Origin of the sequence: Klenkia brasiliensis (assembly GCF_900100695.1) — a bacterium.
GTDB classification, from domain to species: domain Bacteria; phylum Actinomycetota; class Actinomycetes; order Mycobacteriales; family Geodermatophilaceae; genus Klenkia; species Klenkia brasiliensis.
Genome location: NZ_FNCF01000007.1, coordinates 18385 through 44419, shown reverse-complemented (window position 1 = coordinate 44419; position 26035 = coordinate 18385). Strand labels below are relative to the sequence as shown.

The following is a 26035-nucleotide window of genomic DNA, read 5'->3' as shown; positions in this document are numbered from 1 at the left end:
GCGCCCCGCCTCAGCCGGCGAGGTGGCCCCACTCCCGGGACAGCTCGGCCCACGGACCCGACGCCGCCACCCGCCCGCCGTCGAGCACGACGACCCGGTCGGCCAGCGCCAGCGCGGCCCGCTTGGAGCTCGCACCGACCACGGTGGCACCCCGCTCGCGCAGCGCGCCCCACAGCTCGAGCTCGGTGCGGGCGTCCAGGGCGGAGGACACGTCGTCGGCCAGCACCAGCTCGGCGTCGGTGGCCAGCGCCCGGGCCAGGGCCAGGCGCTGCACCTGGCCGCCGGACAGCCGCACCCCGCGGTGGCCGACCAGCGCGCCCACTCCCCCGGCGTCGGCGACGTCGCGCTCCAGCCGGGCGTCGGCCAGCGCACCGCCGATCTCGCGGGCGTGGCCGAGGGCGACGTTGTCGGTGATGGTGCCCGACAGCACCCGCGGCACCTGGGCGACGTGCGCGACCTGGCCGGGCCGCAGGAACAGCTGGGGGTCGCCGACCTCGGTCCCGTTCCAGCGGATCGCGCCCTCGTGGTCGACCAGGCCGGCCAGGGCCGCCAGCAGGCTGGACTTGCCCGACCCCACCCGGCCGACCAGCAAGGTCAGGGAGCCCGCCGGGACGTCGAGGTCGACGCCGGCGACGCCCACCGTGCCGTCGTCGTGCACGGCGGTGACGTCGGCGAGCTCCAGGTGGCGCAGCGGGACCCGGTCGGCGTCCGGCGGCGGGGGCGCGGCCCCGGTGACCAGGTCGACCTCGGGCGGCAGGCCGACCAGGTCGTCGCGGCCGGCCAGCGCGGTGGCCTCCCGCAGCCAGGCCCCGGCGATGGGCCGCTCGACCACGGCCAGCCCGGCGGTGATGCCGTACCAGGCCGCACCGGAGACGGCGGTGGTGACGGTCAGCGCGGTCGCCAGGCCCCAGACGTCGAGCAGGTACAGCCCCCAGGCGGCGACGATGCCGACCTGCACGAGGACGACGGCGGTGCCCTCCAGCATCGTGCGGATGCGGGTCTCCCGGACCGTGGCCTGCACCCGGCGGGCGTCGACGGCCTCCAGGTGGCGCTGCACCGGCCCGGTGGCCGCGGCCAGCTTGACCGTGCGGACGGCCTCCAGCGCCGAGGCCAGCGCCCGGCCGAAGGCGGCGCGGCGGTCCCCGGCCAGCCGGCCGGCGCGGCCCGCGGCGGGGGCGCCGAGGAAGGCGACCAGCACCGACCCGACGATGACGCCACCGGTGATCGCGCCGGCCAGCGGCTCGCCGGTGACCGCCACGGTGACCGCGGTGACCGCGGCGCCGATGCCGACGTCGACCCAGCGGTCGGCCCAGTTCATCAGCCGGTCGGAGTCCAGCGCCCGGGCGGTGACCTCCCCGGCCGGGGTGCGGGCCAGCCGCCGCTGCTCGGTCTGCCCGCGCAGCACGGCCAGCCGCAGCCGCAGGGTCACCGCCGTCCACCACACCGGGTAGACCAGGAACGCCCAGGCCACGAAGACCGACGAGGCCAGCAGCGAGGCGGCCAGCAGCACCGACTCCGTGGTCGGGTCCTCGCCGGCCTGCAGCCCAGCGACCAGGTCGCCCCACAGCGCGCCGGTGAGCACGCCGTAGGTGCCGCACAGCGAGGCGGCCAGGAAGGTGAAGGTGCCCAGCACGCCCCACCGGGGGTGGGCCACCAGCACCCGGGCGATGGTCGAGGCCAGCCGCACCCGGGGTGCCGGCGGGGCCGGGCGCGGGTCGCGGCGGTCGGTGCGGGCGACCAGGCCGACGTGCTGCACCGGCGCGGCGGGGGCCGGCGGGGCGTCGACCGCACCCGCGCTGCCCGCGGCCACCAGCAGGTCCCGGAAGGGCCCGAGGGTGGCGGCCAGCTCGGCGCGCGGGCCCTGCTGCACCACCCGGCCGCCGTCCAGGACGGCGACGGTGTCGCACCAGCGGGTGGTGCCCAGCCGGTGGGCGACGACGACGCCGGTGCGCCCGGCCAGCAGCCGGCGCGCGGCCCGGGTGACCAGCTCCTCGGTGGTGGGGTCCATCCGGGCGGTCGCCTCGTCGAGGACGACGACCCGCACGTCGCGGACCAGCAGCCGGGCGAAGGCGACCAGCTGCTCCTGCCCGGCGGACAGGGTGACCCCGCGCGGGCCGAGCACGGTGTCCAGGCCGTCGGGCAGCGAGGCCACCCAGCTGTCGATGCCCAGCTCGGCGACCGCCCGCTCGACGTCGGCGCGGGGCACGTCGGCGAACAGGGTGATGTTCTCGGCGAGGGTCGCGGCCAGCAGCTCGGTGCGCTGGGTGACCACGCCGACGCCGGCCCGCAGCTGGTCGAGGTCCAGGGTGGTGACGTCCGCGCCGCCGATGTGCACCGTGCCCGGCGGCGGGTCGACGGCGCGGGAGAGCAGCTTGGCCAGCGTGGACTTGCCCGCGCCGCTGCGGCCGACCAGCGCGCAGGTGGTGCCCACCGGCACCGACCAGTGGGCGACCTGCAGCGCGAAGGGCTCGCGGTGGCCCTCGGTGCGGTAGGAGAAGTCCAGGTCGCGCACCTCGATGCCGGCGCCGGTGAGCGGTGCACCGCCCTGCGGCTCGGGCTGCGCCGACATCAGCGTGCGGATGCGGGTGAGCGCGCCGATGCCCTCGTGCATCTCGGGCAGGTGGTGGTTCACCTCGTCGAGCCGGCCGACGAAGGTGGTGACCAGCAGCCACAGGGTGACCAGGGTGGCGACGTCGAGCGCGCCCCGGTCGACCAGCGCGACGGCGGCCAGCGCGAGGGCGGCGAGCATGCCGTGCAGCACCAGGCCGCTGCGCAGCGCGACCCGGGCGCCGATCCGCGAGGTGCGCGCGTTGCGCCGGACGATCTCGGCCGAGCGGGTGGCGAACTGCGCGAGCACGTGCGGCTGGCCCAGCGAGGTGCGGACGTCGTCCCGGCCGGCCACGGCCTCCTCGAGCTGCGCGGCGCCGTCGGACCAGGCCTCCTCCTCCACGGTCTTGGACGCCGCCAGCCGCGGGGTGAGCCGGCGGACGGCGGCCAGCACGACCACCGCGGCGACCGGGAAGGCGATCCAGGCCGGCCACCAGACCAGGCCCGCGGCCACCCACGCCAGCAGCGAGCGGAGCACCGCGCGGCCCATCGCCCAGCCGGTGATGCGCAGCAGGGTGGACAGCTGGCGGGTGTCGTCGTCGACCCGGTCGATGAGCTCGCCGACGCCCTGGCCCTCCAGCGTGGTCAGCGGCTGGTGCAGCGCCGCGTCGAGCAGGTCGGCCCGCAGCACGCCCTCGGCGCGGCCGACCGCGGTCGCGAACAGGGTGCGCCCGACGACCTCGGCCAGCGCGGAGCCGACGAGCAGCACGGCGAGGACGGCGAGCAGTGCGCCGGTGGGGCCGTCGGCGATGCGGCCGGCCGCGACGGTGCCGAGGGTCTCGGCGACCGCGGCCACCACGGCGAGGACCGCGGCGACGGTGCACCCGGGCCCGGCCAGCCGCCGCCAGCCCAGCGGTGCGTGCTGCCGCACCCCGCCCACCCCCGTCGTCCGTGCCGTCCTGCCCTGTCGCCCCGCACGCTACGGAGGGGGTCCGACAGCGCGCGCCTGGTTTTCCGCCGGCGGCGGCGGGCTCAGCCGGTGAGGGCGGCGCGGCGGCGGCTGCGGCTGCCCAGCCAGCGCGGCAGGTCCTCGGCGGGCATCGGCCGGGCGATGACGAAGCCCTGCGCGTAGGTGCAGCCCAGCGCCGCGACGGTGGCCAGCTGCTCGGGGGTCTCCACGCCCTCGGCGACGCTGCGCATGCCGCAGGCGCGGGCCAGGCTGACCACGGTCTCGACCGCGGCGGCGGACTGGCTGGCCTGCTTGTGGCCCGACCCGGCGATGCCCTGCACCAGCGACTTGTCGATCTTGAGGATGCCGGCCGGCATGGAGACGATCTGGCCCAGGCAGGAGAAGCCGCTGCCGAAGTCGTCGATGGACACCTCGATGCCCGACACCCGCAGCTCGGCGAACTGCTCGGCGGCGCGCTCGGGGTCCTCGGCGACGCTGGTCTCGGTCAGCTCCAGCACCAGGCGCTCGGGGCGCAGCCCGCTGGTGGCCAGCACGCTGGTGACGTCGGAGACCAGGGTGCCCGAGCCCATGTGGGTGGCGCTGATGTTCACCGCGGCGGTCAGCGGCAGGCCCATCGCGTCCCACGCCGCGGCGTCGCGGGCGACGGTGGCCAGCACCCAGCGGGTCAGCTCGTCGACCAGGCCGCTGGCCTCGGCGACCGGCACGAACTCCGACGGCGGCAGCAGCCCGCGCTCGGGGTGCTCCCACCGCACGAGGGCCTCCACGCCGGTGACGGTGCGGGTGCGCAGGTGCAGCAGCGGCTGGTAGTGCACCACCATCTGGCCGGCGTCGATGGCGTCACTGAGCTCGCTGGTGACCCGCAGCCGGCGCTGCGCGCTGGCCCGCAGCTCGTCGGAGAACGCGGTGACGGTGTTGCGGCCGGCGGCCTTGGCGGCGTACTTGGCCAGGTCGGCGTCGCGCACCAGGTCGGCGGCGGTGTGCGTGCCGGCGTCGGCGACCGCAACCCCGATGCTGGCGGTCAGCGGCACCATCGCGCCGGCGAGGGCGAAGGGCTCGGCGAACACCGCGCGGCAGCGCTGCGCGAGGGCGTGCGCGCCGGCGGCGTCGACGTCCCGGCCGAGCACGACGAACTCGTCCCCGCCCATCCGGCCGACGGTGTCCAGCTCGCCGACGGCGCGGGAGAGCCGGGAGGCGACCTGCCGGATCAGCAGGTCGCCGGCGTCGTGACCCAGGCTGTCGTTGACCGACTTGAACTCGTCGACGTCGAGCACCAGCACCGCGGTGGACCGGCCGTCGACACGGGCGAGCTCGGCCTCGACCAGCTCCTGCAGGTGCACCCGGTTGGGCAGGTCGGTGAGGTGGTCGTAGAGCGCGCGGCGGGCGCTGTCGCGGACGGCCTCGACGCTGGCGGTGATGTCGGTGTGGGTGACCACCAGCTGGCCGGAGTCGTCCAGCCGGGCGGCCTGCACGTGCACCCAGCGGCCCACCGGGGCCGGGCCGAGGGCGACGTCCACCGAGACGGGGGCGCCGCCGCGCTCGGTCAGCTCGCCCAGGCCGTCGAGCAGCATCCGGACGTCGTCGTCGTCCCGGGCGGAGAGCACGGCCTCGGCGTAGTCGTCCCCGACCGCCAGCGGGAGCACGGTGCCGGCCAGGTCGGCCTGCGCCCACGCGGCGTTGCGCAGCAGCACCGTGCCCTCGGAGTCCAGCAGCACGGTGGGCGCGGGCAGGGCGTCCAGCACCGCGGCGGGCAGCGCGGGAGCGGGGGGTGCGGGACGGCGGGACCGGTGCCCGCCCGCACGGCCGCCGTCCGCGAGGGGGACGACGGGTGACGACACGGTGACCACCCTAGGGAACGCCTGGGCGTCCGTGCGTGCCGACGAGCACGGTTGCACGTTGCATCGGTGTGTCCTCGTCCCACCAGCCCCACGCGTGCCGCGGTCAGGGGTCGACGTAGCGGTCGCGCTCGACGACGAACTGGCCCGTCGCGGTGTTCGCGTCGACGAAGTCGGGCAGCAGCGGCACCCGCACGGTGACCGTCACGCAGACGCTGAACTCCTCCCCCGGCACCAGCGCCGGGGTGTAGCCGCCGTTGGTGGCGGTGCACTCCACCCCGGCGGGCAGGTAAGCCACCCGGACGTCGGTCGCGGCCACCGACTGGTCCTCGACGGCCAGGGCGGCGGCGGCCTCCGCGCGGGCCTGCCCGGTGACCGGGTCGGGGGCGGTGCCGATGGCCCGGCCGGCCTCGCGGGCGGCCGCGTCGGCGGCGAAGACCCCGCGCTGCACCGCGGAGAACCCGGCGACCAGGTAGACCAGCGGCAGGAACACGACCAGCGCGACGAAGACGAACTCCACGATCGCCGACCCGCGCTCGCCGTCCCCGGGGTCCCTCACGGCCCCTCCTCCACGGCCCGGCCGGTGACCTCCAGCGGGAGCAGGTCACCCAGGGCGGCGAGCAGGCTGGGCACCGCCCCGGAGCACCGGACGACGACCAGCACGAGCCCCGAGGCGTCGGTCTCCTGGCCGGCGGTGCAGGTCAGGCCCGCCGCGGTGCGGGTGCTGGTGGCCGCGGCGACGACCTCCAGCGCCCGGTCGGCCCCGGCCGAGGCCGGCACGTCGGCGTTGGCCGCGTAGCGGGCGCCCTCCTGCGCGCTGGAGGTCGCGACGTTGCGGACGTGCACGTAGACGGCCACCTGCAGCACCGCCAGCAGCAGGACGACGACGAGCACCGAGACCAGGGCGAAGTCGACGACGGCGCTGCCCCGTTCGCCGTCGCGGCGGTCGGGGTCAGCCGCCACCGCTGGTGACCGAGGTCAGCGCGTTCTGCACCGCGGCGACGATGGCCTCGCGGAACGGGATGAGGATGGCCAGCACCAGCGCCGCGGTCATCACGGTGATCATCACCCAGCCGGGCACGTCGCCGCGCTCGGCGTCACTCCCCCGCAGGCGGTCGACGAGGGCGGCGAGCACCACGGTCAGGACGGTCATGGGGGTCTCCTCACTGGGCCAGGGTCACGATGGCGACCAGGCCGGGGAACAGGGCGAACAGCACCGTTCCGAACCGGGTAGGAGACGGTCGAGCTACTCCCAGGCGGGCACGACGTCCACGGAGGGCCGCCAGGGTCCCCTGCTGACGATGACGCGCAGCAGGTCCCGCAGCGCGGCGTTCAGGTCGGCGGCGGGCAGCTCGTCCCAGGCCAGCAGGACGTCGCGGGCGACGCCGGGGGCGGGCCCGGGGGCTGCGATGGCGGCCTGGGCCTCGGCGAGCGCGGCGGCGGCGGCGGCCTGCTCGGCCAGCAACTCGTCGCGGGTGGTGACGTAGACCGACTCCGGGATAACCCCGCGGGTGAGCTGCCGGGTCAGCTGGGTCAGCTCGGCCTCGAGCTGAGCGGCAGCCCGGGCCAACCGGGTCACGGCTGCCCGGCCAGCGGTCTGGGTGGCCTGGGCGCTGGCGGCGAGCTCGGCGGCACGGGCGACTTCGTGGGCCAGGCCGTCCAGCCAGTCGCGGGCCGCCTGCTCGGCGCGGGTGCGCACGACCGTGGTCGGCTGGGGGCACCCGGCGGTCTCGCACGCGTAGTAGCCGGCCGGTCCCCGGCCCTTCTTCGTGCGCATCCCGTACCCGCAGCCGGCGCAGCGGACGAGCCCCGCCAGCGGGGTGCTGGGGTTGAGCTGCCGCTGGGGCGTCCCGCCGCGCCGCCTCCGCTCGGCCACGTACGCGTCCCACAGCTGGCCATCGACGATCGGCTGGTGCGCGCCGGGCACGTGCACCCGCCGCCTGCAGGTCGCGGGCTTCCTGCAGAGGCAGGCGGGGTCGTGGACGTGCAGGTGCCCGGCCGCCCACCCGGTCTCCAGCAGCGACGAGACGCCGCGGTGGGTCCAGGCGCTGCCGGTCGCGCGGGACGGGACGCCGACGGCGGTCAGCCACACCGCGAGCGGCCGCAGGCCCTGCCCGTCTGCGTACCGCCGGTAGAGCTCGGCGACCAGCGGCGCGGTGTCGGGGTCGGGCCGGTACGTCTTGCTCTGGTAGAGGTAGCCGGGTCGGTAGCCGCCGCCGTGCGGGAGGCCGTGCGCCCGCCGGCGGGCGTGGGTCTCCTTCCACTGCTCGCCCTTGACCTCGGACTCCCACGCGGCGAGCTCGGCGAGCATCCCGCGCTGCAGCCGACCCGCGGCGGTGGTGGTGTCGACCGGTTCGGTGGCCGACTCGATCGCGCCTCCGGCGACGTCGACCCGGTCGACAGCCACGGCCCAGTCGCGACGGGAGCGGGACAGGCGGGACCACCGCCAGAGCACGACGACGTCGGCGTCCCCGTGCTCGACCATCGCGATGGTGCGCTGCACGCCGGGGCGGTTCCAGGTGCGGCCGCTGATCCCGGGGTCGGCGATGACGTCGACCACCCGGTAGCCGCGGCGGGCGCAGTAGTCCCGGCAGGCGGTCTCCTGCAGCTCGAGACTGATCGACTCGTCCCGGGCTACGGACTGCCGCAGGTAGAGCACCGCGCGGGGTGGCGCGTCGGGGACGACGGACAGCCCCCGATCAGGCCGCGACGTCACCGTGGCTGTCCAGGTGGGTGCGCAGGTCGCGCTGCTCGGCGGCGTGCAGGTGCTCGATCCGGACGACGAGCAGGTGCACGGTGACGTCGAGATCATCGGCCGCCGCGGCGACGTCGTGCGGGTGAGTGGCCAGCGCGGCCGCCAGCGCGGCGACCCGGATCAGCCGCCGGGCTGCCTTCTGGTCCGCGCGGGCTTCCTGCCGCCGGGCCTGCCGGGGCCCGTCCGGGCCGCACCCGGCCACCTGCACGTCGCCGTGGTCGACGTGCACGAGCTCGTGGGCCAGGGCCGACCGTCGGCCGACGCGGTCCAGTCGCTCGTCCAGCGCGATCGACTGCAGGTCGGGGAACCACATGCCCTCGCCGACGGGCAGCGGGCAGGTGCGGCAGATGATGTCGGGCCTCGCAGCGAGGTCAGCCCACGGGTCGTACACGTGCAAGGTCAGTCCCCCCGGCGCGCCGCCCGCAGGACGGCGCGCACCGCCTCGAGTGCTTCCGGGTCGGCCTGGGCGAGCTGGGTGAGCAGCTCGGGATCGACGCCGGCCCCAACCGGAAGGTCGGGGGCTGCATCGTCAGTAGTGGGTCCGACAGTTCCGGAAGTCCCCTCCCGCAGCACGACGCCTAGGAGCTCTTCCAGCGCGCCCAACCGGTTGCGCGGGATCGACTCGCCTCGCTCCCAGTTGCCGACCGTTCGCAGCGACACCCCCACCGCCGCGGCCACCTCGGCCTGCGACAGGCGAGCGCGCTCGCGGGCGGCGCGGATCAGCTGGGGCAGCGGTTGGCTCACGATCGGCAGCCTAGAAGGAAACGATGGGAAAGATCCAGAGCGATTGACTCCGACGGGGGAGAACGAGAAAGCAAGCAACGGCAGGGCGTAGCAGCTAGTAGCAGACCAGCGACACGCCGACGTGCGCCCACTTTCCTTTCCCTGCTTGCCTACATGCCTGTTCTTTCCTACAGTTGCCGCCATGAGCAGCCGACTGGTCAACGGAGCCAGCGTCCGGGCACTCCGCGAGGCCGTCGGCATCCGGCACGTCGACTTCGCCCGACGGCTGGCCATCTCGGCCGGATACCTCACCAACATCGAGGCGGGCCGCAAGCAGCCCGCCGTCGACGTCACCCGCCGGATGGCCGAGGCGTTGTCCGTCCCGCTCGAGGCCATCACCTACCCGGCTGTCATCGCCACCGCCGCAGAGCCGGTGTCCGCATGACCCGGGACGAGGCCATCGCCTCGGCCGGCCGGCACCTCGCCGCGTCGCTGCAGCGGCTGGCCGCGCTCACTCCGCGCCAGGTCGCCGAGCAGGCGCACCGCCCCGGCGGTCCGTCCGTCGAGGAGCTGGAGCGGCGGATCCGCGCACGGCGTACCGGTCATCCGGTCGCCGCCTGAGACCCCCGGCGCCAGCGGTTCCCCACCGGCGCCGGGTGACCCACCCAACGACAGAGCCGCCCACCCCACATCCCTGGCAGGACGGGTGAACGGCTCGCCACGAAGGAGTCTGACATGTCCCAGCCCGTCCGCACCATGCTCGCCCGGCTCCCCCGGCCCTGGCGTCGCCGCCGTCCCGTCGTCGTGCAGCCCGCCGTCGACCTGCCCGCCGTCGTCTCCAGCCGCCGCAGCGCCGATCTGAACCCCGGCGGTCTGCCCAAGCTCGGCCGGGTGCACCGCGGGGCCACCGAGCAGCCCGGCAAGCACCGCGCCCCCGAGCAGCCGGCGCCCCCGGCGTTCGCCGGGAACGACTACCCGACCGTCCCGATCCGGGCCATCACCGCCGAGACCGTCGCGATCCCCCGCCTGCTGGTGACCGCGTTCGCGCCCCTTGCGGGCGGTGCCCGGTGATCGCCCTGGTGCTGCTGGTCATCGTGGGCGTGGTGGCCGCGTGGCTGGCCGTCGGACTGCTGGTCGCCGTGCCCCTGTGCCGCCGGTTGCGTCGCAACCGCGGAGCCGCCGACCGTCCGCTGCGCCGCACCGAGCGCGGCACCCACGTCGGCCTGCTGGCCCTCGGCGTCCTGCTCGCCGTCGTCGTGGCCGTGGCCACCCGCGGCCAGGTCGTCACCTGGGACGGCGTGCTCACCGTCGGGGTGCCGGCATGACCCGGCTGACCCGCGACGGCTCCCGCACCCCCGGCGACCGCTTCGAGGTGCTGCGCTACCGCGGCGACCTCTCCGAGGTCATCCGGCCCGGCCAGATCCTCGGCGCCGACGGGTTCGGACGCCCCTACGAGGTGCTGGACACCGAGGTGGACCCCGTCCTGATCGACGGACACCACGACGGCGACGGCTGCCTGTTCCCCACGCCGGGCCACCTGCGCCCGCAGACGACGGTGCACCTGCAGTACGCCACCGTCGAGACGCTGACCGCCGGCGTCGCCGAGCTGCAGCGGCTGCTGGGCGGCGCTCGATGACCGCCGCGCGCGACGTAAAGATGATGCGGGCGCTCGGTGCCGTCGCCGACGAGCGGGTGCGCCAGCACACGAAGTGGGGCCAGCAGGACCACCCCGACCTGCCCCCGGGCCTGGCCGGCGAGGAGCGCCTGCACGTCTTCCGCTACCTCGGCATCGACCTGCCCGAGGTCATCAAGGCCGACGTGGACGGGCACGCCACAGTCGGCGAGTCCAACTGGGCTCTGATCGCGCTGGAGGAGATGGCCGAGGCCGTCGAGGCCGCCTGGCTTGGCGACGTCGCTGCCCTGCGCACCGAGCTGGTCCAGACCGCCGCCGTGCTGGTGCAGTGGATCGAGGCCATCGACCGCCGCCCTGGGGTGACGTCGTGATGGCCGGGGTTGCCAGCGACCGCTGGTCCTGCGATCACTGCCCGACCGTCGTGCACCGCCCCACCGGGGTCGGCGACGACGCGTGGACCGCTCAAGTCCGCGCCGAGCAGACCGCCCACCGCTGCCCGCAGCCGACGCCGCGGCTTTCCACGAGGTGGTTCCGGTGACCGGCCCCAGCGGGCCGACCGCCCGCGAGTTCCACGCCGCCGCCGGCGGCGAGGTGTTCGAGGAGCCGACCCAGGACGGCAACCACGTCGTCCTCGCCGCGCTGCCGATCCCGGACGGGACGGTGCGCCTGATGGTCACCATCGTTATCCCGGGCATCGGCCCGTTCGGCCTGCAGGTCGTGCTGACCGCCGACCAGGCCGCCCGAATCGGCGAGATGTTGACCCGGGTGGCCGGCCGATGACCGCCGACCAGCAGCCCGCCGCGGCGCCGCTGTGGCGGGTGAAGATGACCCACCGCGCCGGGACGTGGACGTCGCTCGGGATGACCGAGGCCGCAGCGGTCGCTGAGGCCAGCAGGCTCGCCCGGCTCATCGCCGGCTGCGGCGACGGCGCGGCGATGCTGGCGTTCACCACTCGGCATGGCGTCGAGGGGTGGGTGCGGGCCCGCGAGGTGCGCTGCATCGAGCCGGTCGGCCCGCGCTGGGAGGGCGACGAAGGGCCGGTACGGGTCGCCGACCTGGGCAGTCAGGTCACCGTCTCCCGCGAGCTCGCCGACGCCGACCCGGACGAGGACCCCACCGGGGCCACCGCCTGGTTGCAGAAGCGAGCGCAGCAGCAGGCGGACCGGATCCGGGCCGATGGCCGGGCCCGGTCGGCGGGGGGTCAGCGGTGACCGGCGTCGAGCAGGATCTGCCGCGGGTGGAGTCGGTGCCCGGTCAGCTGACCGCGCCGCACTACGCCGACGACCAGGTGACCGTGCTGCACGGCGACTGCCTGGAGCTGCTCGCCGAGCTGCCGGACGCGTCGATCGACGCGGTGGTGACCGACCCTCCGTACGGCATCGGGTTCATGGGCCACCAGTGGGACCAACCCGGCCGCTACGGCGCGCTGCGGGCCGCTGGCCGGCCCGACGTGCACCGCCGACGGCCGGACGGCGACCTGGAGAAGATCTCCGAGGGCGCGATGGAGGCCGGCCGGTACGACGTCTCCCGCTCGGCGAACGCCCTGTTCCAGGAGTGGTGCCACGCGTGGGCCTCGGAGTGCTTCCGGGTGCTCAAGCCAGGCGGGCACTTCGTGTCGTTCGGCGGGTCCCGCACCTGGCATCGGCTGGCAGCCGCGGTGGAGGATGCCGGGTTCGAGGTCCGGGACTCGATCGCTTGGCTGTACGGGCAGGGCTTCCCCAAGTCCCTGGACGTGTCCAAGGCGATCGACCGCGCCGCAGGCGCCGAACGGCCGCGGCAGGCCGCCCAGCGCCGGGTCCGGCCGTCGGACTCCATCCATGCTTCGGGGTTCGGCGCCGACGGGTGGGCGCCGCAGACCCGCGACGCGCAGACCGAGGACGCCGAGCGGTGGCAGGGCTGGGGTACGGCGCTGAAGCCGGCGTTCGAGCCGATCGTGGTCGGCCGCAAGCCGCTGGCCGGGTCGGTGGCCGCCAACGTGCTGACCCACGGCACCGGCGCGCTCAACGTGGACGGCTGCCGGGTGCCCATGTCACCAGGGGACGCCGCGGCGATCGACGCCAAGCACGCCGGCATGGACCCCGACGACTACGAGCGGGCCCGGGGGGCGGCGCTCAACCTGTCGGCGGGGGACAGCCGACTGGCACTGCAGCCCGCGGCCGCGCACGAGCTCGGCCGGTGGCCGACCAACGTGCTGCTGCAGGCCGAGACCGCCGCGCAGCTGGACACCGAGACAGGCACCCGCCCGGCCGGGGCGCACCCGGCGAAGCGGGCGGGCATCGGCTACGGCGGATCGCAGACCGGCACCGCCGGCGAGCGAACCGAGCTGCCCCCGGGCGGGGCCTCGCGGTACTTCCCCACGTTCCACTGGGAGGCCAAGGCCCCGCCCTCCGAGCGGCCCCGCGACGGGGAGACCGCGCACCCGACGGTCAAGCCGCTGGACCTGATGCGGTGGCTGGTCCGGCTGGTCACCCCGCCCGGCGGGCTGGTGCTGGACCCGTTCGCCGGATCCGGGACGACGGCCGAGGCGTGCGTGGTCGAGGGCTTCCGGTGCACCACGATCGAGCGGGAGGCGAAGTATCTGCCGCTGATCGTGGGCCGGCTGGCCAAGCCGATCCAGGGCGTGCTGCTGTGAGCGCGGTCGACGTGCTGGCGTTCCTGCCAGCGGCCACGCTCGCCAGGGTCGCGCCGTGGGCCGTGATGGCCCGCGCGGCGGCCGGGACGACGGTGCACCTGCTGCTCGGCGGCCCTCGGCCGGCGTGCGGGCGCCGTCCGCGGGCGCTGCAGGTGACCGACGAGCCGCCGGCGCTGCGGGTGTGCACGGCGTGCGCCCGCTGCCTGACCGACGTCACCCGGATGCACCTGGCCGGCATGGGCCGACCGACCCCGGCCGAGCTCGCCGCCGTCCGGGAGGCCGAGGTGCTGCGGGAGGCCACCCGGCTGCGGGAGCTGCTCGAGCACCACCGCACCGAGGCCGTGCTGGAGGGGTCGGTGTCCGAACGGGTCGTGTTCGACGGCGACCCGCCGGCCCCGCACGACTTCAACGGCCAGCGCGCTGAGGGGGTCCCGCTGACCCTCGGCCTGATGATCGGCGCCCTGGTGCCGGGGGCGATGACCGGCGGCCGGCTGTGGCTGCCGGGCACCCCGACGTCGCCGGCGCGGATGACCGCCCCGGGCGGCGCCGGTGTCGACGCCGTCCTGGCCCCTCGGGGCGCGCTGGACCGGGAGCGGTTCCGCCCGTCCAGCGCAGCCAGCTACCGGACCGGCGCCCGGTGACCGCCGTGCACGCCGTCCCCGACGCCGGGCCGCTGACCCGCCGCCAGCACGCGCTGCTGCGGTTCTCGGCCCGGCACGCCCTGGCCGGCACCGGCTACGACCGCCAGCGCCTCGCGATCTGGGAGGCGTTCGGGATCGGGGTCCTGCGCTACCGGCAGCAGCTCATGGCCGCCGTCCGGCACCCCGGCGCCGAGGCCGCCGAGCCGGCCGAGGTCCGCCGGCTGCGCCGCCTGCTCGACCGCCGCGCCCACCGGGGCGGCGTCCACCCGCCCGAGACGAGGAGCACCTGATGTCCGCCTTCGAGTGGACCGTGCGCCCCCTGCCCGCCTGGCCCCACCCGTCGACCGAGCGCCGCCGCGGCCCGTACACCTTCCGGGCCAGCTGGGACGACACCCTGCGCGACCTGGCCGCCGAGGTCGCGCTGCTCGGCGGGGACGAGGTCGTGCTGGGCGTGGTCTGCGACCCGGCCGACCTGACCCTGCGCGGCCGGCTGCGGGCCAACGCCACCCCACGGCACCCGGGCGTGGTGATGGAGGTGGCCACCGACGGCGACGTGCTGGTGTTCGCCTCCGACGTCTGCGAGCGGTGGACCCACAACGTGCGGTCGATCTCTCTCGGCCTGGAGGCGCTGCGCGCGGTCGACCGGCACGGCATCGGGCAGGCCCGCCAGCAGTACCGCGGGTTCGCCAAGGCCATCGCCGGGCCGGCGCCCCGGGACGCCGCACGCGTGCTGCGCGACCTGTCCGGACGCGACGTGGTCGCCAGCAGCGACCCCGCGGTGCTGCGCAGCGCCTACCGGGCCGCGCTGGTGCGCTGGCACCCCGACAGCCCGGACGGCCACCGGCCCACGTTCGACCAGCTGCAGTCCGCAGCCGAGGCGCTGGGGCTGCGGTCGTGAGCACCACGCGGCACCCGTACCCGCCCTCGCCCGAGGTGCAGGCCCGCAACGACGCCCACCGCGCCGTGCTGGCCCAGGTGGACGAGCTGGCGACGTCGCCGCTGCACGCCTACCGGGCCCGGGTCCGGCTGGCCGCCCGGGTGCCGCCGCCGACGGTGCCCACCGGCCAGCAGGTCGACGACGCCGTGGCCGACACCGTCCCCCAGGTCGACGCCACCCAGCTGGTGGCCGAGCAGCGGGCCGCGCGCCGCGAGCGCCTGCGGCTGGTGTCGTGACGGCCGGCCCCCGCCCCAGCCCCCGGGCCCGCTCGGCTCGGGACCTGATGACCGAGGCGCAGTTCCAGCAGGCAGTCGTCGACCTCGCCCGCCGGCGCGGCTGGCTGGCGTTCCACACCCACGACTCCCGCCGAGGCCTAGGCGCCGGCTTCCCCGACCTGGTGCTGGTGCATGAGGCCACCGGGGAGCTGCTGTTCGTCGAGCTCAAGACCACCAGCGGCCGGGTGTCGCAGGTCCAGCAGCAGTGGCTGGACGCCCTCCAGCGCGGTGGCCACGACGCCCGGGTGTGGCGGCCCGCGCACTTCTCCACCTGCCAGATCCAGAACGCCCTGACCGTCCGACCGACCCGAGAGGACCACTGATGCCCGAGAACCCGACGCTGGCCGAGTACGACGCGCAGCACAACCCGGTGGTCGCGGCCCTGTTCCCCAAGCAGGACCCGCGCGTCGTTGCCCTGCAGGCCCTGGTGGACGCCGAGCAGGACAACCGGACCGCTGCCTTCCTGTTCGACGACGCGAAGCAGGCGCACCGCAAGTCCCAGGAGCAGCTGGACACCGCCCGCGCCGCCTACGTCGAGGCGATGGCCAGGACGCCGCTCACGTGACGCTGCGGGAGGAGCTCGAGGCCGTCCTGGTGGAGCTGGCCCGGGCCGAGGCCGAGGTGCGGGCGTCGGCCAGCCGGGTGGGGTGCGACCCGCACCTGCTGGTCGACCCGATGGGCAACAGCAAGCTGGCCCCGCTGCTGGTCACCCGCGCGCAGGTGCTGGTCGCCCTGGCTGGACTGTCGTGAGCCGGGCGGCCTACGCCTCGCGCGGCAGCACGCTGCTGGCCGGCACCAGCCTGGTGGTGGTCGGGTCGAAGTCGGACACCTCGGCCCGCCACCCCCACTCGCCCCACTCGTGCACCCGCTGCCAGGAGTGCAGCCACCCCTCGACGCCCATCGCCTCGCGCTGCCGCCCGCGGGGCGGCTGCCGCACCCACACTGGCCGGGGCGGATCGAACGGGCCGACCTGGGCCAGCGGCAGCGGTTCGGACATGCGTTCGACAGTAGGTGCGCCGTGACCGAGTCGTGGCTGGACACGATGAACCGCGATCTGCGGGACGGCGTCCGGCGCCAGCGGGACCGCGAGCAGCGGGAGCGGTTCACCTCGCTGTTCCGCCCACCCCCGCCGACGCCGCCCCCGCCCCCGGGCGTCACCGGCCAGCTACTGCGCCGGGTCAACCTTCCCGACTCGCGCGCCGGCCACATCTGGGTGGACGCCCACACAGGCCGCGTCGCCCGCGGCGACCCCCGCCCAACCCCGCTGATCCGCACTACCCCATGACGAGAGGAGGTGCCCCCCGTGGCCTGGCTCCGGATCGGCGACACCTCCACGATCCACCCACTGCGCCTGGCGCTCCACGACCCGGCCAACCCACTGGTCGCGCGGGCCGCGTGGGGCGTGTTCCTCGACCTGGCCACCCTGTGCGCCGCCGAGGGCACCTACGACGTCGCGCCCGGGTTCATGCACCTGGCCGGCGGCACCGAGGCGCCCGACCTGATCCGTCGGCTGCACCGGGCCGGGCTGCTCGTGCACACCGCCGGCACCGGTCGGCACCGCACCTACAAGATCGTGGACGACCGCCCAGAGCTGATCCACATCCGGTTGCGCACCGAGATCGACTGGGAGAAGAAGCGCCGCCAGGACACCGGAGACCCGCGTCTCAAGGCCGCCGTCCTGCTGCGCGACGGCGACGCCTGCCGCTGGTGCGGCCGCGTCGTCCAGCCCAACGACAACCGCTCCCCGCGCGGCCGCGAGCTCGACCACCTGCGCCCCGGGGACGCAGCTCGCACGCCCGACGACCTGGTGGTGGCCTGCAAGGTCTGCAACGGCGCCCGCGGCAAGGCGTGGCAGGACACCGAGACCCGCGGCCAGCTCGCCGAGCTGTTCCGGCTGCTGCCGCCCCCGACCGAGCGGATCTACGTGCAGTCGACCGCCACCTGGCTGGTCGAGCAGGGCCACCCCCTGCCCCCCGGGTCGCGCGTCGTCGCCCGCGCCGACCACACCGCCCCCACAACGTCCCGCGCCCCGCGCGCGGGCTCGGACCCGACGCACCCGGCGACGGCCGGTGTCGCGAACGGTCCCACCACCCCGTCGGACGACCAGCACCCGGCCACGGCCGGTGTCGCGACCCCCGACGGGCCCGACGGCAGAGCGCACCCCGGCAACCAGCCGGGTGTCGCGCCGCCGTCCCCGACCAGCACCCCGCACCCGGGCACCCAGCCCGGTGTAGCGCCGCCGGCGGGAGCAACACAGCACGACGCCCCCGACCGACCGACGGCCGACCGATCGGTCACCGATCGGTCCGGGGGTGCAGGGCCGGGTCGGGTCGGGTCCGGGTCGGGTGCGGGTCGGGTGGCTGGACCACCCTCCCGGCTCGCCCCGGACCCACCCCGCACGGACAGCACCACCACCCCACCCACGGCCCCCCGCTCCCGCCGGGGCCGCAGACGCTCACGCCCAGGAGGCGACCAGCGGTGACCACCACGCACCCCGCCGGCCCAGACCCCTACATCGACACCCGCAGCCTGTGGTCCTCGGTGGACCGACTGACCCGCGATACCAAGCAGCGCGTCGAGCGGTCGCTGGAGGACCGGCGGGTGATCGGCGTGGAGTACGTCGAGGTCCCCTGCCTCTGGTCGCAGATGCGGGAGGCCCTGGCCTCCGACGACACCGGCGGCGGTGGCGGTCGGTCGTCGGCCGGGTCCCGCGCCCCGATCGACGTCGGCATGGCCTCGCTGATGGACGACATCGCCAAGCAGGTCTCCCGGGCCCTGGTGCACTCGGGCATCCAGCCCAGGCGCGAGGACGACGACGGGTACGGCCGGCGCACCCTTGACACTCCGGCCAACCTCCGCGCGCTGGCCGCGCACCTGGCCACGGGCACCACCCCGCAGCACGTCGTGCACGAGTGGGCCGACGTCTACTACCGGTGGGTGGCCCAGGCCGAGACCGCGCTGGCGCTCGAGGTGCACGAGCACGCGACCGTCCGGCTGCCCGTCCGCGACACCACCTGCCCGCACTGCGGCATCGGCGTGGTGGTGCGCCAGGAGGACGACGGCACCTACCGGGACCCCGCCCTGCTGGCCACCTTCCGCGACGGCCAGCTGGTCGACGTCGTCTGCCGGGCGTGCGGCCAGCACCGCTGATCCGGCACGAACGCGACTCGGTACCGTGCCGAGGATGAAGCTCAACGAGATCGCCCCCGGTCCCATCGTCAAGGTCGGCCGCCTGATCATCGACTCCCCCGGCGCCAGCGGCGGCCCCGGCAGCTACCAGGACGTCGAGGTGTGCTTCGCCGACGGGTGGGTGTACGTCGAGGTGAAGGAGGAGGACGGAGAGGGCTCGGCCAACGTCTACCCCGCGCACCGGGTGAAGCTGGCCTTCAACGTGCAGCCGACCAAGCAGGAGCCGAAGCGGGCGCGGGGCTCGGCCCACTTCGTCTGACAGCCGGGGACCCGGGCGCCCAGGTGCTGGCGTGCTCGGGTCCCCGCCGTGTACCTTCCGACCCGTGGCGGTCAGCCATGCCCGGAGGAAGTAGCCCGAGGCGGTGACCATGACCCAGCCCCTGCCGCAGCCGATGGACCCGGCCGGTTGGTGCGCCCCGCACCTGGTGTCCGGCGTGTTCGAGCACGCCACCACCTGGGTGTCGGGCACGTCGATGTGCACCGCACACGCGGTCGCCAACATCAACGCGCAGTCCACCCAGACCGGGACGACGGGCACCACCGGCGGCACCTCCACCACCGGGGGGCTGGTCGTCCGGCTGTGAGCTGGTCGACCACCCGGCCTCGGTCGGAGAAGTACGGCCGGGCCCACGCCCAGACCAGGGCCCAGCACATGCAGGCGCTGCGCGAGGCGGGCGGCGTCGGTCGCTGCGCCGAGCGGATCTGCCGGGCCAGCAGTCGCCGGATCACGGTGGCGATGGGCAGCAAGCTGCACCTCTGCCACGACCGGGAGACCGGCCAGGTACTCGGCCTGGGTCACGCAGCGTGCAACCTCAGCGAGGCGGCGCGCTACGCGAGGGCCAAGCAGACCGAGGCCGAGGCCACCCGGCTCGACTGGGGCTGACCTCGGCGACGACGCGCTTGTCATGGACGAACGTGCAGGTCAACGGCCCTTCGTTCTTTAGATGATCATGCAGCGCAGGACCCGCCACTGTCCGTTTCCTCTCCCCGCACGAGCGTTGCAACGTTGCAACGGTGGAGGTGAACGGTGCCTGCCCGTCACTGCGCGTCGTGCGGCACGGAGCTCCCGCAGGACGCCTCCCCCCGGAAGCGGTTCTGCGGGAACACCTGCAGGTCGCGCGCGAACCGGGCGAAGGACACCGCGCCGAGCGTGCCGACCGAGGCGGTGTCCACCCCGGCGACTGCCGAGCAGGCGTCCCGGATGGTCGAGCTCTGCCGCAAGACCCTGCAGGACGCCGAGCGCCTGGACGACTGGCGCGGGCAGGCCGCGCTGGACCTGGCCGGCCGGATCGAGCGGGCGTTCGTCGACACCGGCTCGGCCTACGCCGGGCTGCACCGGGCCTACCGCGAGGCCATGCAGCTGGCGCTGGCTGGCGTCGGCACCGCGAAGTCGGCCCCGGCCGGGTACCGCGACGAGATCGCCGAGCGACGCGCGCAGCGGCAGGCCGGCCGCGGGTGACCGCGCGGACCGAGGGTCCGCTGTACCGGACCGCCCCCGAGTGGGAGCACACGAACGGCGACCTGGCCAACCAGGTGGCCATCGACATGGGGTTCCCCAACCTCGACCCCGACCAGCGGTGGGGCCTGGACGCGATGGCCGCCGAGGACGACCGGGCCATCCCGGTCTGCGGCGAGTACTGCGTCGTCGGCCCCCGCCAGACCACCGGGAAGTCCGCGAACCTCATCGTCATGGCGATCACCGACGTGTTCGTCCTGGAGCACCCCCTGCACGTCTGGACCGCCCACGAGTTCAAGACCGCCCGGAAGTCCTTCCTGGACATGAAGCGGCGGATCAAGGCCCACCCCGACTACGCGGCCCGAGCCACCTTCCGCGACTCCCACGGCGAGGAGGCCGTGCTGGTCGACGACGGGGAACGGGCGATCGAGTTCCACGCCCGGTCGGGGTCCTCGGGCCGTGGGTTCACCACCCCGCGGCTGACCCTCGACGAGGCCATGTACGTCCAGCCCGGCGACCTCGGCGCGCTGGTGCCGACGCTGGTCACGATCCCCGACGCCCAGATCCGCTACGCCGCCTCGGCCGGCCTGCTGCAGTCCGGCGCGCTGCGCGGCCTGCGCAAGCGCGGCCGCGCCGGCGGCGACCGCGACCTGGCCTACATCGAGCACGGCGCACCGGTCACCCCGTGCGCCGACGGCGACGCCTGCCTGCACGAGCTCGACGACCCCGGGTGCGCGCTCAACGACGAGGCGCTGTGGCTGCGGGCGAACCCGGGCCTGCGGTCGGGCCGCGTACCCGTGGAGTCGATGCGCAAGCAGCGGTCCAAGCTGGCCGCCGCCCCGCTGGAGTTCGCCCGCGAGTTCCTGTCCTGGTGGGAGGACCCGGCCGCCGGGTCGGGCTCGGCGATCAACAGCGAGCGGTGGGAGACCCTGCGCCTGCAGGGCAAGCCCACCCGCCGGGGCGCCATCGGCTACGGCGTGGCCACCGCACCTGACCGGTCGTGGACGGCGATCGGCGCCGCCTGGCGGCTGGCCGACGGCCGGATCTGCGTCACCCTGACCAGCTACAAGGACGAGAAAAACCGCGCCCGGCCGGACTACCGCCGAGGGCAGGCCTGGGTCGGCGAGCGGGCCGCGCTGCTCGGCCGCCTGCTGCCGGGCCGGTTCGCCACCGACACCGCGTCCCGGAACATCCTCACCGACGCCGAGCACCCGTCCGAGGAGCAGCAGGGGCAGGCCGAGGCGTCGTTCTCCGACCACGTCGACGCCGGCACGATCGCCCACCTCGGCGAGGCCGCGCTGAACGTCTCGGTCGCCGAGTCCCGCTGGAAGCAAGGGCGCACGACCCGCCGGCTGGTCCGCGACGGGCACGTGGACATCTCCCCCCTGTCGGCCGTCGTGCTGGCGGTGTGGGCGCTGGGCAAGAAGTCCGACCCGCTGTCCCAGATCCAGTGAGGGGGTCCCCCGTGCTGCTGCGCGTGCTGCTCGCCGCCCTGCCCGGTCTGCTGGCCCTGGTGGCCACCGTCGTGGCCGTGACCGCGCTGGTCGGCTGGCCGTTCGGCCTGCTGGCCACCGTGCCGTTCCTGCTGGTGGTCGACCACCGCGCGACCGCCGCGCAGCGCAACCGGCCGCCGGCCGTCGGCCCGCTGGGCGAGGTCGGCTGATGGGCCTGTTCTCCGGTCCCCGGCTGACCGAGCGGGCGGTGCAGGGTTGGGGCTCCGACACCGCCGAGGCGATGTACCGCGACCGGTTCGGCACGGCGTCCTCGGCGGTGCCCGTCGGCTGGGGCGGGTCGCTGGCCATCCCCGCGGTGTGGGCGGCGGTGCGGCTGCGGGCCAACCTGCTGGCGTCCTGCCCGGTCGACGTCTACCGCCGCCGGCCCGACGGCACCACCGAGCAGGTGGCCACCCCGCCGGTGCTGGCCACCCCGGCGGCCGGCCAGGACGTCGGGTCCTGGCTGCACGCCTCCCAGGTGTCCCTCGACCTGCGCGGCAACGCCTACGGCCGGATCGTCGACTGGGACCCCCGCACCTTCCTTCCCGCCCAGATCGAGCTGCTGCACCCCGACGACGTCGTGGTCACCGACCGGGACGGCGAGACCCGCTACTGGGTGCGTGGCAAGCGGGTCGAGGCCCGCGAGATCTGGCACGAGCGGTGCAACGAGACCCCCGGCTCCCCCGTCGGCGCCTCGCCGATCGCGGTCGCCGCGCAGGCCCTGGGCATCCAGCTGGCCGCCCAGCAGTTCGGCTCGGACTTCTTCCGCGACGGCGCGCACCCCTCGGCGCTGCTCACCTCCGAGGACGAGCTGGTCGGCGACCAGGCCCGCGTCGCCAAGCGCCGGTTCATGGACGTGCTGCGCGGCCGCGAGCCGCTGGTGCTGGGGAAGAACTGGAAGTACCAGCCGCTGTCGGTCGCGCCCGGGGAGTCGCAGTTCCTCGAGCTGATGCAGTTCGGCGTCGAGCAGGTGGCCCGGATGTTCGACCTGCCGGCCGAGATGATCGGCGGGTCGTCGTCGGGGTCCTCGGTCACCTACGCCAACGTCGAGCAGAAGTCCCAGGACTTCCTGGCCTACCGGTTCGGCACCGTCGTCGGCCGCCGGGAGCGGGCGCTGTCCCGGCTCACCGTGCGCGGCCAGTTCGTGAAGCTCAACACCGCCGCGCTGCTGCGCACCGACCTGATGACGCAGTACAAGGCGTTCGAGCTCGGGCTGAAGAACAAGTTCCTGGGGCTGGACGAGGTCCGGCAGCTGATGGACCGCCCCCCAATGACGCAGGCCCAGCTCGACCTGCTCGACCAGCTCGGCCTCAAGCCGTCCTCCCCCACCGCGGCCAGCGAGCCGGCCGACCAGAAGGAGAAGTGATGGACCCCGACACCCTGCCGTCCTCGGCCGCCGCGGCGCAGGCCCGCGCCGCCGGCACCGCCCAGACCGTCGACCGCCCCCGCGACCGCCGGTCGACCTCGGCCGCCGGGTCCCCGGCCCGGGTGCGCGCGGCGCTGCACGGGGTGAACGTGCGCGAGCCGGGCGCCGACGACGCCGCCGTGCTGGGGTTCGACGGCTACGCCTCGATCACCGAGACGGCGTACGAGATGTGGGACATGTTCGGGCCCTACACCGAGGAGATCGCCCGCGAGGCGTTCGACGCCACGCTGTCCCGGGACCCCGACGTCGTGTTCCTGCTCAACCACAAGGGCATGACCCTGGCCCGCACCAAGTCGGGCACGCTGCGGCTGGCCGCCGACGACACCGGCCTGCACGTCGACGCCGACCTGGACCAGGGCAACAGCCAGGTGCGGGACATGGCCTCGGGCCTGCGCCGCGGCGACCTCGACGAGATGTCGTTCGCCTTCCGAATCACCCGCGGCCAGTGGTCCCCGGACTACATGTCCTACCGGATCACCGAGCTCGACCTGGAGCGCGGCGACGTCTCGGTGGTCAACTACGGCGCGAACCCGAACACGTTCGGGTCGCTGCGCTCGGCCGAGATCCTGGCCGGCCTCGACAGCCTCGGCCCCGACGACCTTGCCCGCGCCGAGGCCGCCCTGACCGCACGCCGGTCCGCGCTCACCGCGGCCGCCGGCGTGCCGATGACCGCCGCCGAGCTCGACGCGATCGACGCCACCGCCCGCCAGCACCCGCTGGCCGCGCGGTTCTCCGGCTGACCCCAGCCGCCCCCAGACCCCGGACCGCCACCGTGGCGGCCCGGTCCTTGCCCTGCACGTTGCGCGACCGCGCTGCGCTGCGCCCCACCCGGGGCCTGGCCTGGCCGATCTCCTGATGCCGCGGGCGACCCCCTCACGACTGATCGAGGAGATCGCTGTGAACCTGGAGCAGATCCGGGCCGCCATCAAGGCCGCCCTGGACAAGCGTGGCACCCACGAGGCCACCGTGAACACCGTCCGCGCCGCCCTCAACGGGGGCGACCCGAACGCCGAGCAGGCCACCCAGCTGCGCGACGCCCGCGCCGCGATCGTCGGCATCGACGCCGAGCTGGACCAGCTGCAGGCCCAGGAGCGCGAGGCGCTCGACGAGGTCCGCCGCGAGGAGCGGGCTGCGGACATGCGCCGCAGCCTGGTGCCGGCCAACCAGCGGGGCACCGAGCGGCCGCAGGGCGGCGCCGAGGTGCTGCGCGAGGAGCGCACCTACTCGCGGGAGAAGGACGCCCGCGGGGAGGCATCGTTCTTCGTCGACGCGTTCCGGATGCAGTACGGCGACGCCGGCGCCCGCGAGCGCCTCGAGCGCCACGGCCAGGAGGTGCTGACCGAGCGGGAGGCGCAGCAGACCCGCGCGGTGGCCACCGGCGGGTTCGCCGGCCTGGTGATCCCGCAGTACCTGGTCGAGCTCGCCGCACGGGTCATCCGCTCCGGCCGGCCGGTCGCCAACGCGATGACCCACCTGCCGCTGCCCGCGCAGGGCATGACGGTGATCGTGCCCCGCGGCACCACCGGTGCGGCCGCAGCGTCGCAGGCCACGGAGAACACCGCCCTGCAGAACACCGACGAGGTGTGGGCGAACCTCAACGTCCCGATCGTCACCATCGGCGGCCAGCAGGACATCTCCCGCCAGTCGCTGGAGCGCGGTGCCCCCGGCATCGACGAGATCGTGTACCTCGACCTCGCCGGGGCCTACCACGCCGAGCTCGACCGGCAGGTTCTCAACGGGTCCGGCGCCTCGGGCCAGATGCTCGGCATGCTGCAGACCGCCGGCATCGGCCAGGGCTCGGCGTTCGGCAACCCGGTCACCGCGGCCAGCTTCAACTCCAAGCTGGCCGGCGCGATCGCCGGCGTCGCGGCCTCGGGCTCGGGCATCGCCCCGCGCCTGATCGCGATGAACCCTCGCCGCTGGGGCTGGCTGACCGCGCAGGCGGACTCGACCGGCCGCCCGCTGGTCGTGCCCGGCGTCGCCGGGCCGTTCAACGCGCTGGGGGTCAACCAGAACCCCGGCGCCTACGGCGGCGACGGCTCGGCCGACGACATCCGCACCACGATCTACGTGGGCGCGCTGCAGGGCCTGCCGACCACCACGGACGCCAACGTGCCGACCACGGTCGGCACGAACTCCGAGGACCAGGTGCTGGTCGCCGACACCGCCCACGCCCTGCTGTGGGAGGACGGCGACGGCATGCCCCGCCAGCTGCGGTTCGACCAGACCCTGGGCCAGAACCTCACGGTGAAGCTGGCCGTCTACGGCTACGCGGCGTTCACCGCCGGGCGCTACCCCCAGGCCTTCGCCAAGTTCGGCGGCCTGGACACCACCGCCGGCAACGGCCTGGTCACGCCCACCTTCTGAGCCTGAGCGGGGGGCCGACGGTCCGGGGAAGGGACCCGAGGCCCCCCGCTCAGCACCACCACCTCCCCCTGCACCACCCCGGCATCCGACGTCCAGGAGGACGACATGGCCACCACCGACAGCCCGACCAGCACCACCAAGGTGGAGAAGGTCGACCCGACGTTCTTCATCCCGCAGGCCACGCAGGACAACTACCTGCAGATCGCCCGCGACGCGGCCAAGGCCGCCGACATCACCCCCAAGCAGGCGATGCGCAAGCTCGCCGACGACTTCACGGCCCGGCACGACGACGACCCGGTCGGCGGCTGGGACCACCTGTCCGAGTGGGCCAAGACCGTCGACCCCGACGAGACCACCGGCCCGTCCGGGCTGGCGCTGGCCCAGGCCCGCGCCGTGGAGTCCGCGCGCCGGGACCCGCAGCAGGCCCTGATCGGGGACCAGGCCGTCGTCGCCGAGGCGGTCAAGGCCGTCGAGGCCGCCGACGCCAACGCCGGCCCGGCCGCGGTGGACGGCCTGACCCCGAACACCGGCCCGGTCGTCCCGAAGGACTGACCCCTCGAGGTCCGGCGGCCACCGTGCCGCCCCGCAAGGCCGGCACCCGGGGCCCGTGTCCTGCCCCGCCGCCCAGCCTGCCCAACCGGCAGGTGGGTCGCCCGCAGGGCTCGGGTCGAGCAGAGCCGGTGCACCACCCGCAGCGCGAGTCCCGGGCGCGCTGCGGACCCAACCCTTCCCCACCCAGCAGCTGGAGGTACCCGTGTCCGACACCGGACGTGACCGCAACCTGATCGACGACGACGTGCAGGCCAACTACCGCACGGTGCGCACCCAGCGCGGCTGGACGTGGATCGAGCTCGCCGAGGACTTCGAGCGGCAGGCCGAGGCCACCGTCGTCCCCGACCGCGGGTACCTGCGGCTGGCGATGTGGGCCCGTGCCGAGGCCATCGACGCCGGCGAGGTCAACGGCACCGCCGAGCGCGAGGGCACCACCCCGACCCCGCCCGGCCGCAGCCGCCCCGGCAAGCGGACAACCAAGGCGCAGCCGGCCCCCCAACGCACCGTCGAGGCCCCGGCCGACGCCTCCGACGAGCCGGCCGACGGGGCCCCGGTGGAGGCCGACGAGGTCCCCGCCGGCGTCCCCGTCGCGGTCTGACCGGGAGGC

General features: G+C 75.3%; 38 protein-coding genes. 29 read left to right on the top strand and 9 right to left on the bottom strand.

Annotated elements, in window-relative coordinates; all coding sequences use genetic code 11:
* Positions 1-10: 10 nt before the first annotated feature.
* The 8 genes from BLT39_RS18975 to BLT39_RS22590 form a co-directional block, all read right to left on the bottom strand.
* On the bottom strand, positions 11-3478 hold the full coding sequence (locus BLT39_RS18975) for an ATP-binding cassette domain-containing protein (protein WP_207508167.1): 3468 nt from the start codon (positions 3476-3478) through the stop codon (positions 11-13).
* Positions 3479-3579: 101 nt separating this feature from the next.
* Entirely contained in the window at positions 3580-5352 is a 1773-nt protein-coding gene (locus BLT39_RS18970; RefSeq protein ID WP_131801520.1) for a putative bifunctional diguanylate cyclase/phosphodiesterase, read from the bottom strand.
* 103 nt (positions 5353-5455) lie between these two features.
* Entirely contained in the window at positions 5456-5908 is a 453-nt protein-coding gene (locus BLT39_RS18965) for a hypothetical protein (RefSeq protein WP_242658547.1), read from the bottom strand.
* On the bottom strand, positions 5905-6312 hold the full coding sequence (locus BLT39_RS18960) for a TadE/TadG family type IV pilus assembly protein (protein WP_091067670.1): 408 nt from the start codon (positions 6310-6312) through the stop codon (positions 5905-5907). Before BLT39_RS18960 ends, BLT39_RS18965 begins: the two co-directional genes overlap by 4 nt.
* Positions 6302-6502, bottom strand: a complete 201-nt coding sequence (locus BLT39_RS18955; RefSeq protein WP_091067667.1) for a hypothetical protein — start codon at positions 6500-6502, stop codon at positions 6302-6304. Before BLT39_RS18955 ends, BLT39_RS18960 begins: the two co-directional genes overlap by 11 nt.
* A 93-nt stretch (positions 6503-6595) precedes the next feature.
* Positions 6596-8065, bottom strand: coding sequence for a recombinase family protein (locus BLT39_RS18950; RefSeq protein WP_165640334.1), 1470 nt, complete (start codon positions 8063-8065; stop codon positions 6596-6598).
* Positions 8049-8495 (bottom strand): ImmA/IrrE family metallo-endopeptidase, encoded by a 447-nt coding sequence (locus BLT39_RS18945; protein ID WP_091067660.1) that lies wholly within the window; start codon positions 8493-8495, stop codon positions 8049-8051. The genes BLT39_RS18950 and BLT39_RS18945 overlap by 17 nt, the downstream gene beginning before the upstream one ends.
* Before the next feature lie 8 nt (positions 8496-8503).
* A complete protein-coding gene (locus BLT39_RS22590; RefSeq protein WP_165640333.1) occupies positions 8504-8848 on the bottom strand; it encodes a helix-turn-helix domain-containing protein in 345 nt (114 codons plus the stop codon).
* Between the two features lie 181 nt (positions 8849-9029).
* Between BLT39_RS22590 and BLT39_RS18935 the strand changes: the two genes are divergently transcribed.
* The 16 genes from BLT39_RS18935 to BLT39_RS18865 all read left to right on the top strand — a co-directional run bounded on the left by BLT39_RS18935 (position 9030) and on the right by BLT39_RS18865 (position 15695).
* Positions 9030-9272 (top strand): helix-turn-helix domain-containing protein, encoded by a 243-nt coding sequence (locus BLT39_RS18935; protein WP_091067654.1) that lies wholly within the window; start codon positions 9030-9032, stop codon positions 9270-9272.
* On the top strand, positions 9269-9448 hold the full coding sequence (locus BLT39_RS18930) for a hypothetical protein (RefSeq protein WP_091067650.1): 180 nt from the start codon (positions 9269-9271) through the stop codon (positions 9446-9448). The genes BLT39_RS18935 and BLT39_RS18930 overlap by 4 nt, the downstream gene beginning before the upstream one ends.
* A gap of 114 nt (positions 9449-9562) precedes the next feature.
* Entirely contained in the window at positions 9563-9898 is a 336-nt protein-coding gene (locus tag BLT39_RS18925) for a hypothetical protein (protein WP_091067646.1), read from the top strand.
* Positions 9895-10152, top strand: coding sequence for a hypothetical protein (locus BLT39_RS18920; protein ID WP_091067644.1), 258 nt, complete (start codon positions 9895-9897; stop codon positions 10150-10152). Before BLT39_RS18925 ends, BLT39_RS18920 begins: the two co-directional genes overlap by 4 nt.
* A complete protein-coding gene (locus BLT39_RS18915) occupies positions 10149-10463 on the top strand; it encodes a hypothetical protein (RefSeq protein WP_091067642.1) in 315 nt (104 codons plus the stop codon). Before BLT39_RS18920 ends, BLT39_RS18915 begins: the two co-directional genes overlap by 4 nt.
* On the top strand, positions 10460-10831 hold the full coding sequence (locus BLT39_RS18910; RefSeq protein WP_091067637.1) for a hypothetical protein: 372 nt from the start codon (positions 10460-10462) through the stop codon (positions 10829-10831). The genes BLT39_RS18915 and BLT39_RS18910 overlap by 4 nt, the downstream gene beginning before the upstream one ends.
* A gap of 163 nt (positions 10832-10994) precedes the next feature.
* Positions 10995-11240 carry a hypothetical protein gene (locus tag BLT39_RS18905; RefSeq protein ID WP_091067633.1) on the top strand — a complete coding sequence of 82 codons (246 nt, stop codon included), beginning with the start codon at positions 10995-10997 and terminating at the stop codon, positions 11238-11240.
* Complete coding sequence (locus BLT39_RS18900) at positions 11237-11671, top strand: hypothetical protein (RefSeq protein ID WP_091067629.1); 435 nt, start codon at positions 11237-11239, stop codon at positions 11669-11671. The genes BLT39_RS18905 and BLT39_RS18900 overlap by 4 nt, the downstream gene beginning before the upstream one ends.
* Positions 11668-13092, top strand: a complete 1425-nt coding sequence (locus BLT39_RS18895) for a DNA-methyltransferase (protein WP_207508153.1) — start codon at positions 11668-11670, stop codon at positions 13090-13092. The genes BLT39_RS18900 and BLT39_RS18895 overlap by 4 nt, the downstream gene beginning before the upstream one ends.
* On the top strand, positions 13089-13733 hold the full coding sequence (locus BLT39_RS22585; protein ID WP_165640332.1) for a hypothetical protein: 645 nt from the start codon (positions 13089-13091) through the stop codon (positions 13731-13733). The genes BLT39_RS18895 and BLT39_RS22585 overlap by 4 nt, the downstream gene beginning before the upstream one ends.
* Positions 13730-14023 carry a DUF3263 domain-containing protein gene (locus BLT39_RS18890; RefSeq protein ID WP_165640331.1) on the top strand — a complete coding sequence of 98 codons (294 nt, stop codon included), beginning with the start codon at positions 13730-13732 and terminating at the stop codon, positions 14021-14023. Before BLT39_RS22585 ends, BLT39_RS18890 begins: the two co-directional genes overlap by 4 nt.
* The gene (locus tag BLT39_RS18885; protein WP_091067623.1) at positions 14023-14631 is read left to right on the top strand and encodes a hypothetical protein; all 609 of its coding nucleotides are present in this window, start codon (positions 14023-14025) and stop codon (positions 14629-14631) included. The genes BLT39_RS18890 and BLT39_RS18885 overlap by 1 nt, the downstream gene beginning before the upstream one ends.
* The gene (locus tag BLT39_RS18880) at positions 14628-14906 is read left to right on the top strand and encodes a hypothetical protein (protein WP_091067619.1); all 279 of its coding nucleotides are present in this window, start codon (positions 14628-14630) and stop codon (positions 14904-14906) included. The genes BLT39_RS18885 and BLT39_RS18880 overlap by 4 nt, the downstream gene beginning before the upstream one ends.
* Positions 14907-14953: 47 nt before the next feature.
* Positions 14954-15268, top strand: a complete 315-nt coding sequence (locus BLT39_RS18875) for a VRR-NUC domain-containing protein (RefSeq protein ID WP_091067616.1) — start codon at positions 14954-14956, stop codon at positions 15266-15268.
* The gene (locus BLT39_RS18870; RefSeq protein WP_091067613.1) at positions 15268-15510 is read left to right on the top strand and encodes a hypothetical protein; all 243 of its coding nucleotides are present in this window, start codon (positions 15268-15270) and stop codon (positions 15508-15510) included. Before BLT39_RS18875 ends, BLT39_RS18870 begins: the two co-directional genes overlap by 1 nt.
* Positions 15507-15695: a hypothetical protein gene (locus BLT39_RS18865; protein WP_091067609.1), complete on the top strand. Its 189-nt coding sequence runs from the start codon at positions 15507-15509 to the stop codon at positions 15693-15695. The genes BLT39_RS18870 and BLT39_RS18865 overlap by 4 nt, the downstream gene beginning before the upstream one ends.
* A 10-nt stretch (positions 15696-15705) precedes the next feature.
* On the opposite strand, the gene BLT39_RS18860 is transcribed toward BLT39_RS18865, so the two are convergent.
* A complete protein-coding gene (locus BLT39_RS18860) occupies positions 15706-15942 on the bottom strand; it encodes a hypothetical protein (RefSeq protein WP_091067605.1) in 237 nt (78 codons plus the stop codon).
* Positions 15943-16248: 306 nt separating this feature from the next.
* On the opposite strand from BLT39_RS18860, the gene BLT39_RS18850 reads away from it, so the two are divergent.
* The 13 genes from BLT39_RS18850 to BLT39_RS18790 all read left to right on the top strand — a co-directional run bounded on the left by BLT39_RS18850 (position 16249) and on the right by BLT39_RS18790 (position 26026).
* Positions 16249-17427 carry an HNH endonuclease gene (locus BLT39_RS18850; protein WP_091067599.1) on the top strand — a complete coding sequence of 393 codons (1179 nt, stop codon included), beginning with the start codon at positions 16249-16251 and terminating at the stop codon, positions 17425-17427.
* Positions 17424-18095 (top strand): DUF7341 domain-containing protein, encoded by a 672-nt coding sequence (locus tag BLT39_RS18845; RefSeq protein WP_091067596.1) that lies wholly within the window; start codon positions 17424-17426, stop codon positions 18093-18095. Before BLT39_RS18850 ends, BLT39_RS18845 begins: the two co-directional genes overlap by 4 nt.
* A gap of 34 nt (positions 18096-18129) precedes the next feature.
* Complete coding sequence (locus tag BLT39_RS18840) at positions 18130-18393, top strand: hypothetical protein (protein ID WP_091067593.1); 264 nt, start codon at positions 18130-18132, stop codon at positions 18391-18393.
* A gap of 109 nt (positions 18394-18502) precedes the next feature.
* Positions 18503-18718 carry a hypothetical protein gene (locus BLT39_RS18835; protein WP_131801518.1) on the top strand — a complete coding sequence of 72 codons (216 nt, stop codon included), beginning with the start codon at positions 18503-18505 and terminating at the stop codon, positions 18716-18718.
* Positions 18715-19017, top strand: a complete 303-nt coding sequence (locus BLT39_RS18830; protein WP_091067587.1) for a hypothetical protein — start codon at positions 18715-18717, stop codon at positions 19015-19017. Before BLT39_RS18835 ends, BLT39_RS18830 begins: the two co-directional genes overlap by 4 nt.
* Before the next feature lie 267 nt (positions 19018-19284).
* Positions 19285-19593, top strand: a complete 309-nt coding sequence (locus BLT39_RS18825) for a hypothetical protein (protein WP_131801517.1) — start codon at positions 19285-19287, stop codon at positions 19591-19593.
* Positions 19590-21044: a hypothetical protein gene (locus tag BLT39_RS18820; RefSeq protein ID WP_091067581.1), complete on the top strand. Its 1455-nt coding sequence runs from the start codon at positions 19590-19592 to the stop codon at positions 21042-21044. Before BLT39_RS18825 ends, BLT39_RS18820 begins: the two co-directional genes overlap by 4 nt.
* Positions 21045-21055: 11 nt before the next feature.
* Complete coding sequence (locus BLT39_RS18815; protein WP_091067577.1) at positions 21056-21253, top strand: hypothetical protein; 198 nt, start codon at positions 21056-21058, stop codon at positions 21251-21253.
* Entirely contained in the window at positions 21253-22449 is a 1197-nt protein-coding gene (locus tag BLT39_RS18810) for a phage portal protein (RefSeq protein ID WP_091067574.1), read from the top strand. Before BLT39_RS18815 ends, BLT39_RS18810 begins: the two co-directional genes overlap by 1 nt.
* A complete protein-coding gene (locus BLT39_RS18805; RefSeq protein ID WP_207508151.1) occupies positions 22449-23249 on the top strand; it encodes an HK97 family phage prohead protease in 801 nt (266 codons plus the stop codon). Before BLT39_RS18810 ends, BLT39_RS18805 begins: the two co-directional genes overlap by 1 nt.
* Before the next feature lie 157 nt (positions 23250-23406).
* Positions 23407-24876 carry a phage major capsid protein gene (locus tag BLT39_RS18800; RefSeq protein ID WP_165640330.1) on the top strand — a complete coding sequence of 490 codons (1470 nt, stop codon included), beginning with the start codon at positions 23407-23409 and terminating at the stop codon, positions 24874-24876.
* 105 nt (positions 24877-24981) lie between these two features.
* Positions 24982-25428, top strand: coding sequence for a hypothetical protein (locus BLT39_RS18795; RefSeq protein ID WP_091067566.1), 447 nt, complete (start codon positions 24982-24984; stop codon positions 25426-25428).
* A 202-nt stretch (positions 25429-25630) separates the two neighbouring features.
* Positions 25631-26026 carry a hypothetical protein gene (locus tag BLT39_RS18790; RefSeq protein WP_091067562.1) on the top strand — a complete coding sequence of 132 codons (396 nt, stop codon included), beginning with the start codon at positions 25631-25633 and terminating at the stop codon, positions 26024-26026.
* Positions 26027-26035 lie beyond the last annotated feature (9 nt).

Bases quoted from the DNA above. Each gene is read 5' to 3' on its own strand.
- BLT39_RS18795 (WP_091067566.1), top strand. From the start codon at position 24,982: ATGGCCACCACCGACAGCCCGACCAGCACCACCAAGGTGGAGAAGGTC.
- BLT39_RS18925 (WP_091067646.1), top strand. From the start codon at position 9,563: ATGTCCCAGCCCGTCCGCACCATGCTCGCCCGGCTCCCCCGGCCCTGG.
- BLT39_RS18900 (WP_091067629.1), top strand. From the start codon at position 11,237: ATGACCGCCGACCAGCAGCCCGCCGCGGCGCCGCTGTGGCGGGTGAAG.
- BLT39_RS18885 (WP_091067623.1), top strand. From the start codon at position 14,023: ATGTCCGCCTTCGAGTGGACCGTGCGCCCCCTGCCCGCCTGGCCCCAC.
- BLT39_RS18910 (WP_091067637.1), top strand. From the start codon at position 10,460: ATGACCGCCGCGCGCGACGTAAAGATGATGCGGGCGCTCGGTGCCGTC.
- BLT39_RS18955 (WP_091067667.1), bottom strand. From the start codon at position 6,502: ATGACCGTCCTGACCGTGGTGCTCGCCGCCCTCGTCGACCGCCTGCGG.
- BLT39_RS18915 (WP_091067642.1), top strand. From the start codon at position 10,149: ATGACCCGGCTGACCCGCGACGGCTCCCGCACCCCCGGCGACCGCTTC.
- BLT39_RS18860 (WP_091067605.1), bottom strand. From the start codon at position 15,942: ATGTCCGAACCGCTGCCGCTGGCCCAGGTCGGCCCGTTCGATCCGCCC.
- BLT39_RS18870 (WP_091067613.1), top strand. From the start codon at position 15,268: ATGCCCGAGAACCCGACGCTGGCCGAGTACGACGCGCAGCACAACCCG.
- BLT39_RS18835 (WP_131801518.1), top strand. From the start codon at position 18,503: ATGACCCAGCCCCTGCCGCAGCCGATGGACCCGGCCGGTTGGTGCGCC.
- BLT39_RS18875 (WP_091067616.1), top strand. From the start codon at position 14,954: ATGACCGAGGCGCAGTTCCAGCAGGCAGTCGTCGACCTCGCCCGCCGG.
- BLT39_RS18930 (WP_091067650.1), top strand. From the start codon at position 9,269: ATGACCCGGGACGAGGCCATCGCCTCGGCCGGCCGGCACCTCGCCGCG.
- BLT39_RS18840 (WP_091067593.1), top strand. From the start codon at position 18,130: ATGAAGCTCAACGAGATCGCCCCCGGTCCCATCGTCAAGGTCGGCCGC.
- BLT39_RS18805 (WP_207508151.1), top strand. From the start codon at position 22,449: ATGGACCCCGACACCCTGCCGTCCTCGGCCGCCGCGGCGCAGGCCCGC.
- BLT39_RS18810 (WP_091067574.1), top strand. From the start codon at position 21,253: ATGGGCCTGTTCTCCGGTCCCCGGCTGACCGAGCGGGCGGTGCAGGGT.
- BLT39_RS18935 (WP_091067654.1), top strand. From the start codon at position 9,030: ATGAGCAGCCGACTGGTCAACGGAGCCAGCGTCCGGGCACTCCGCGAG.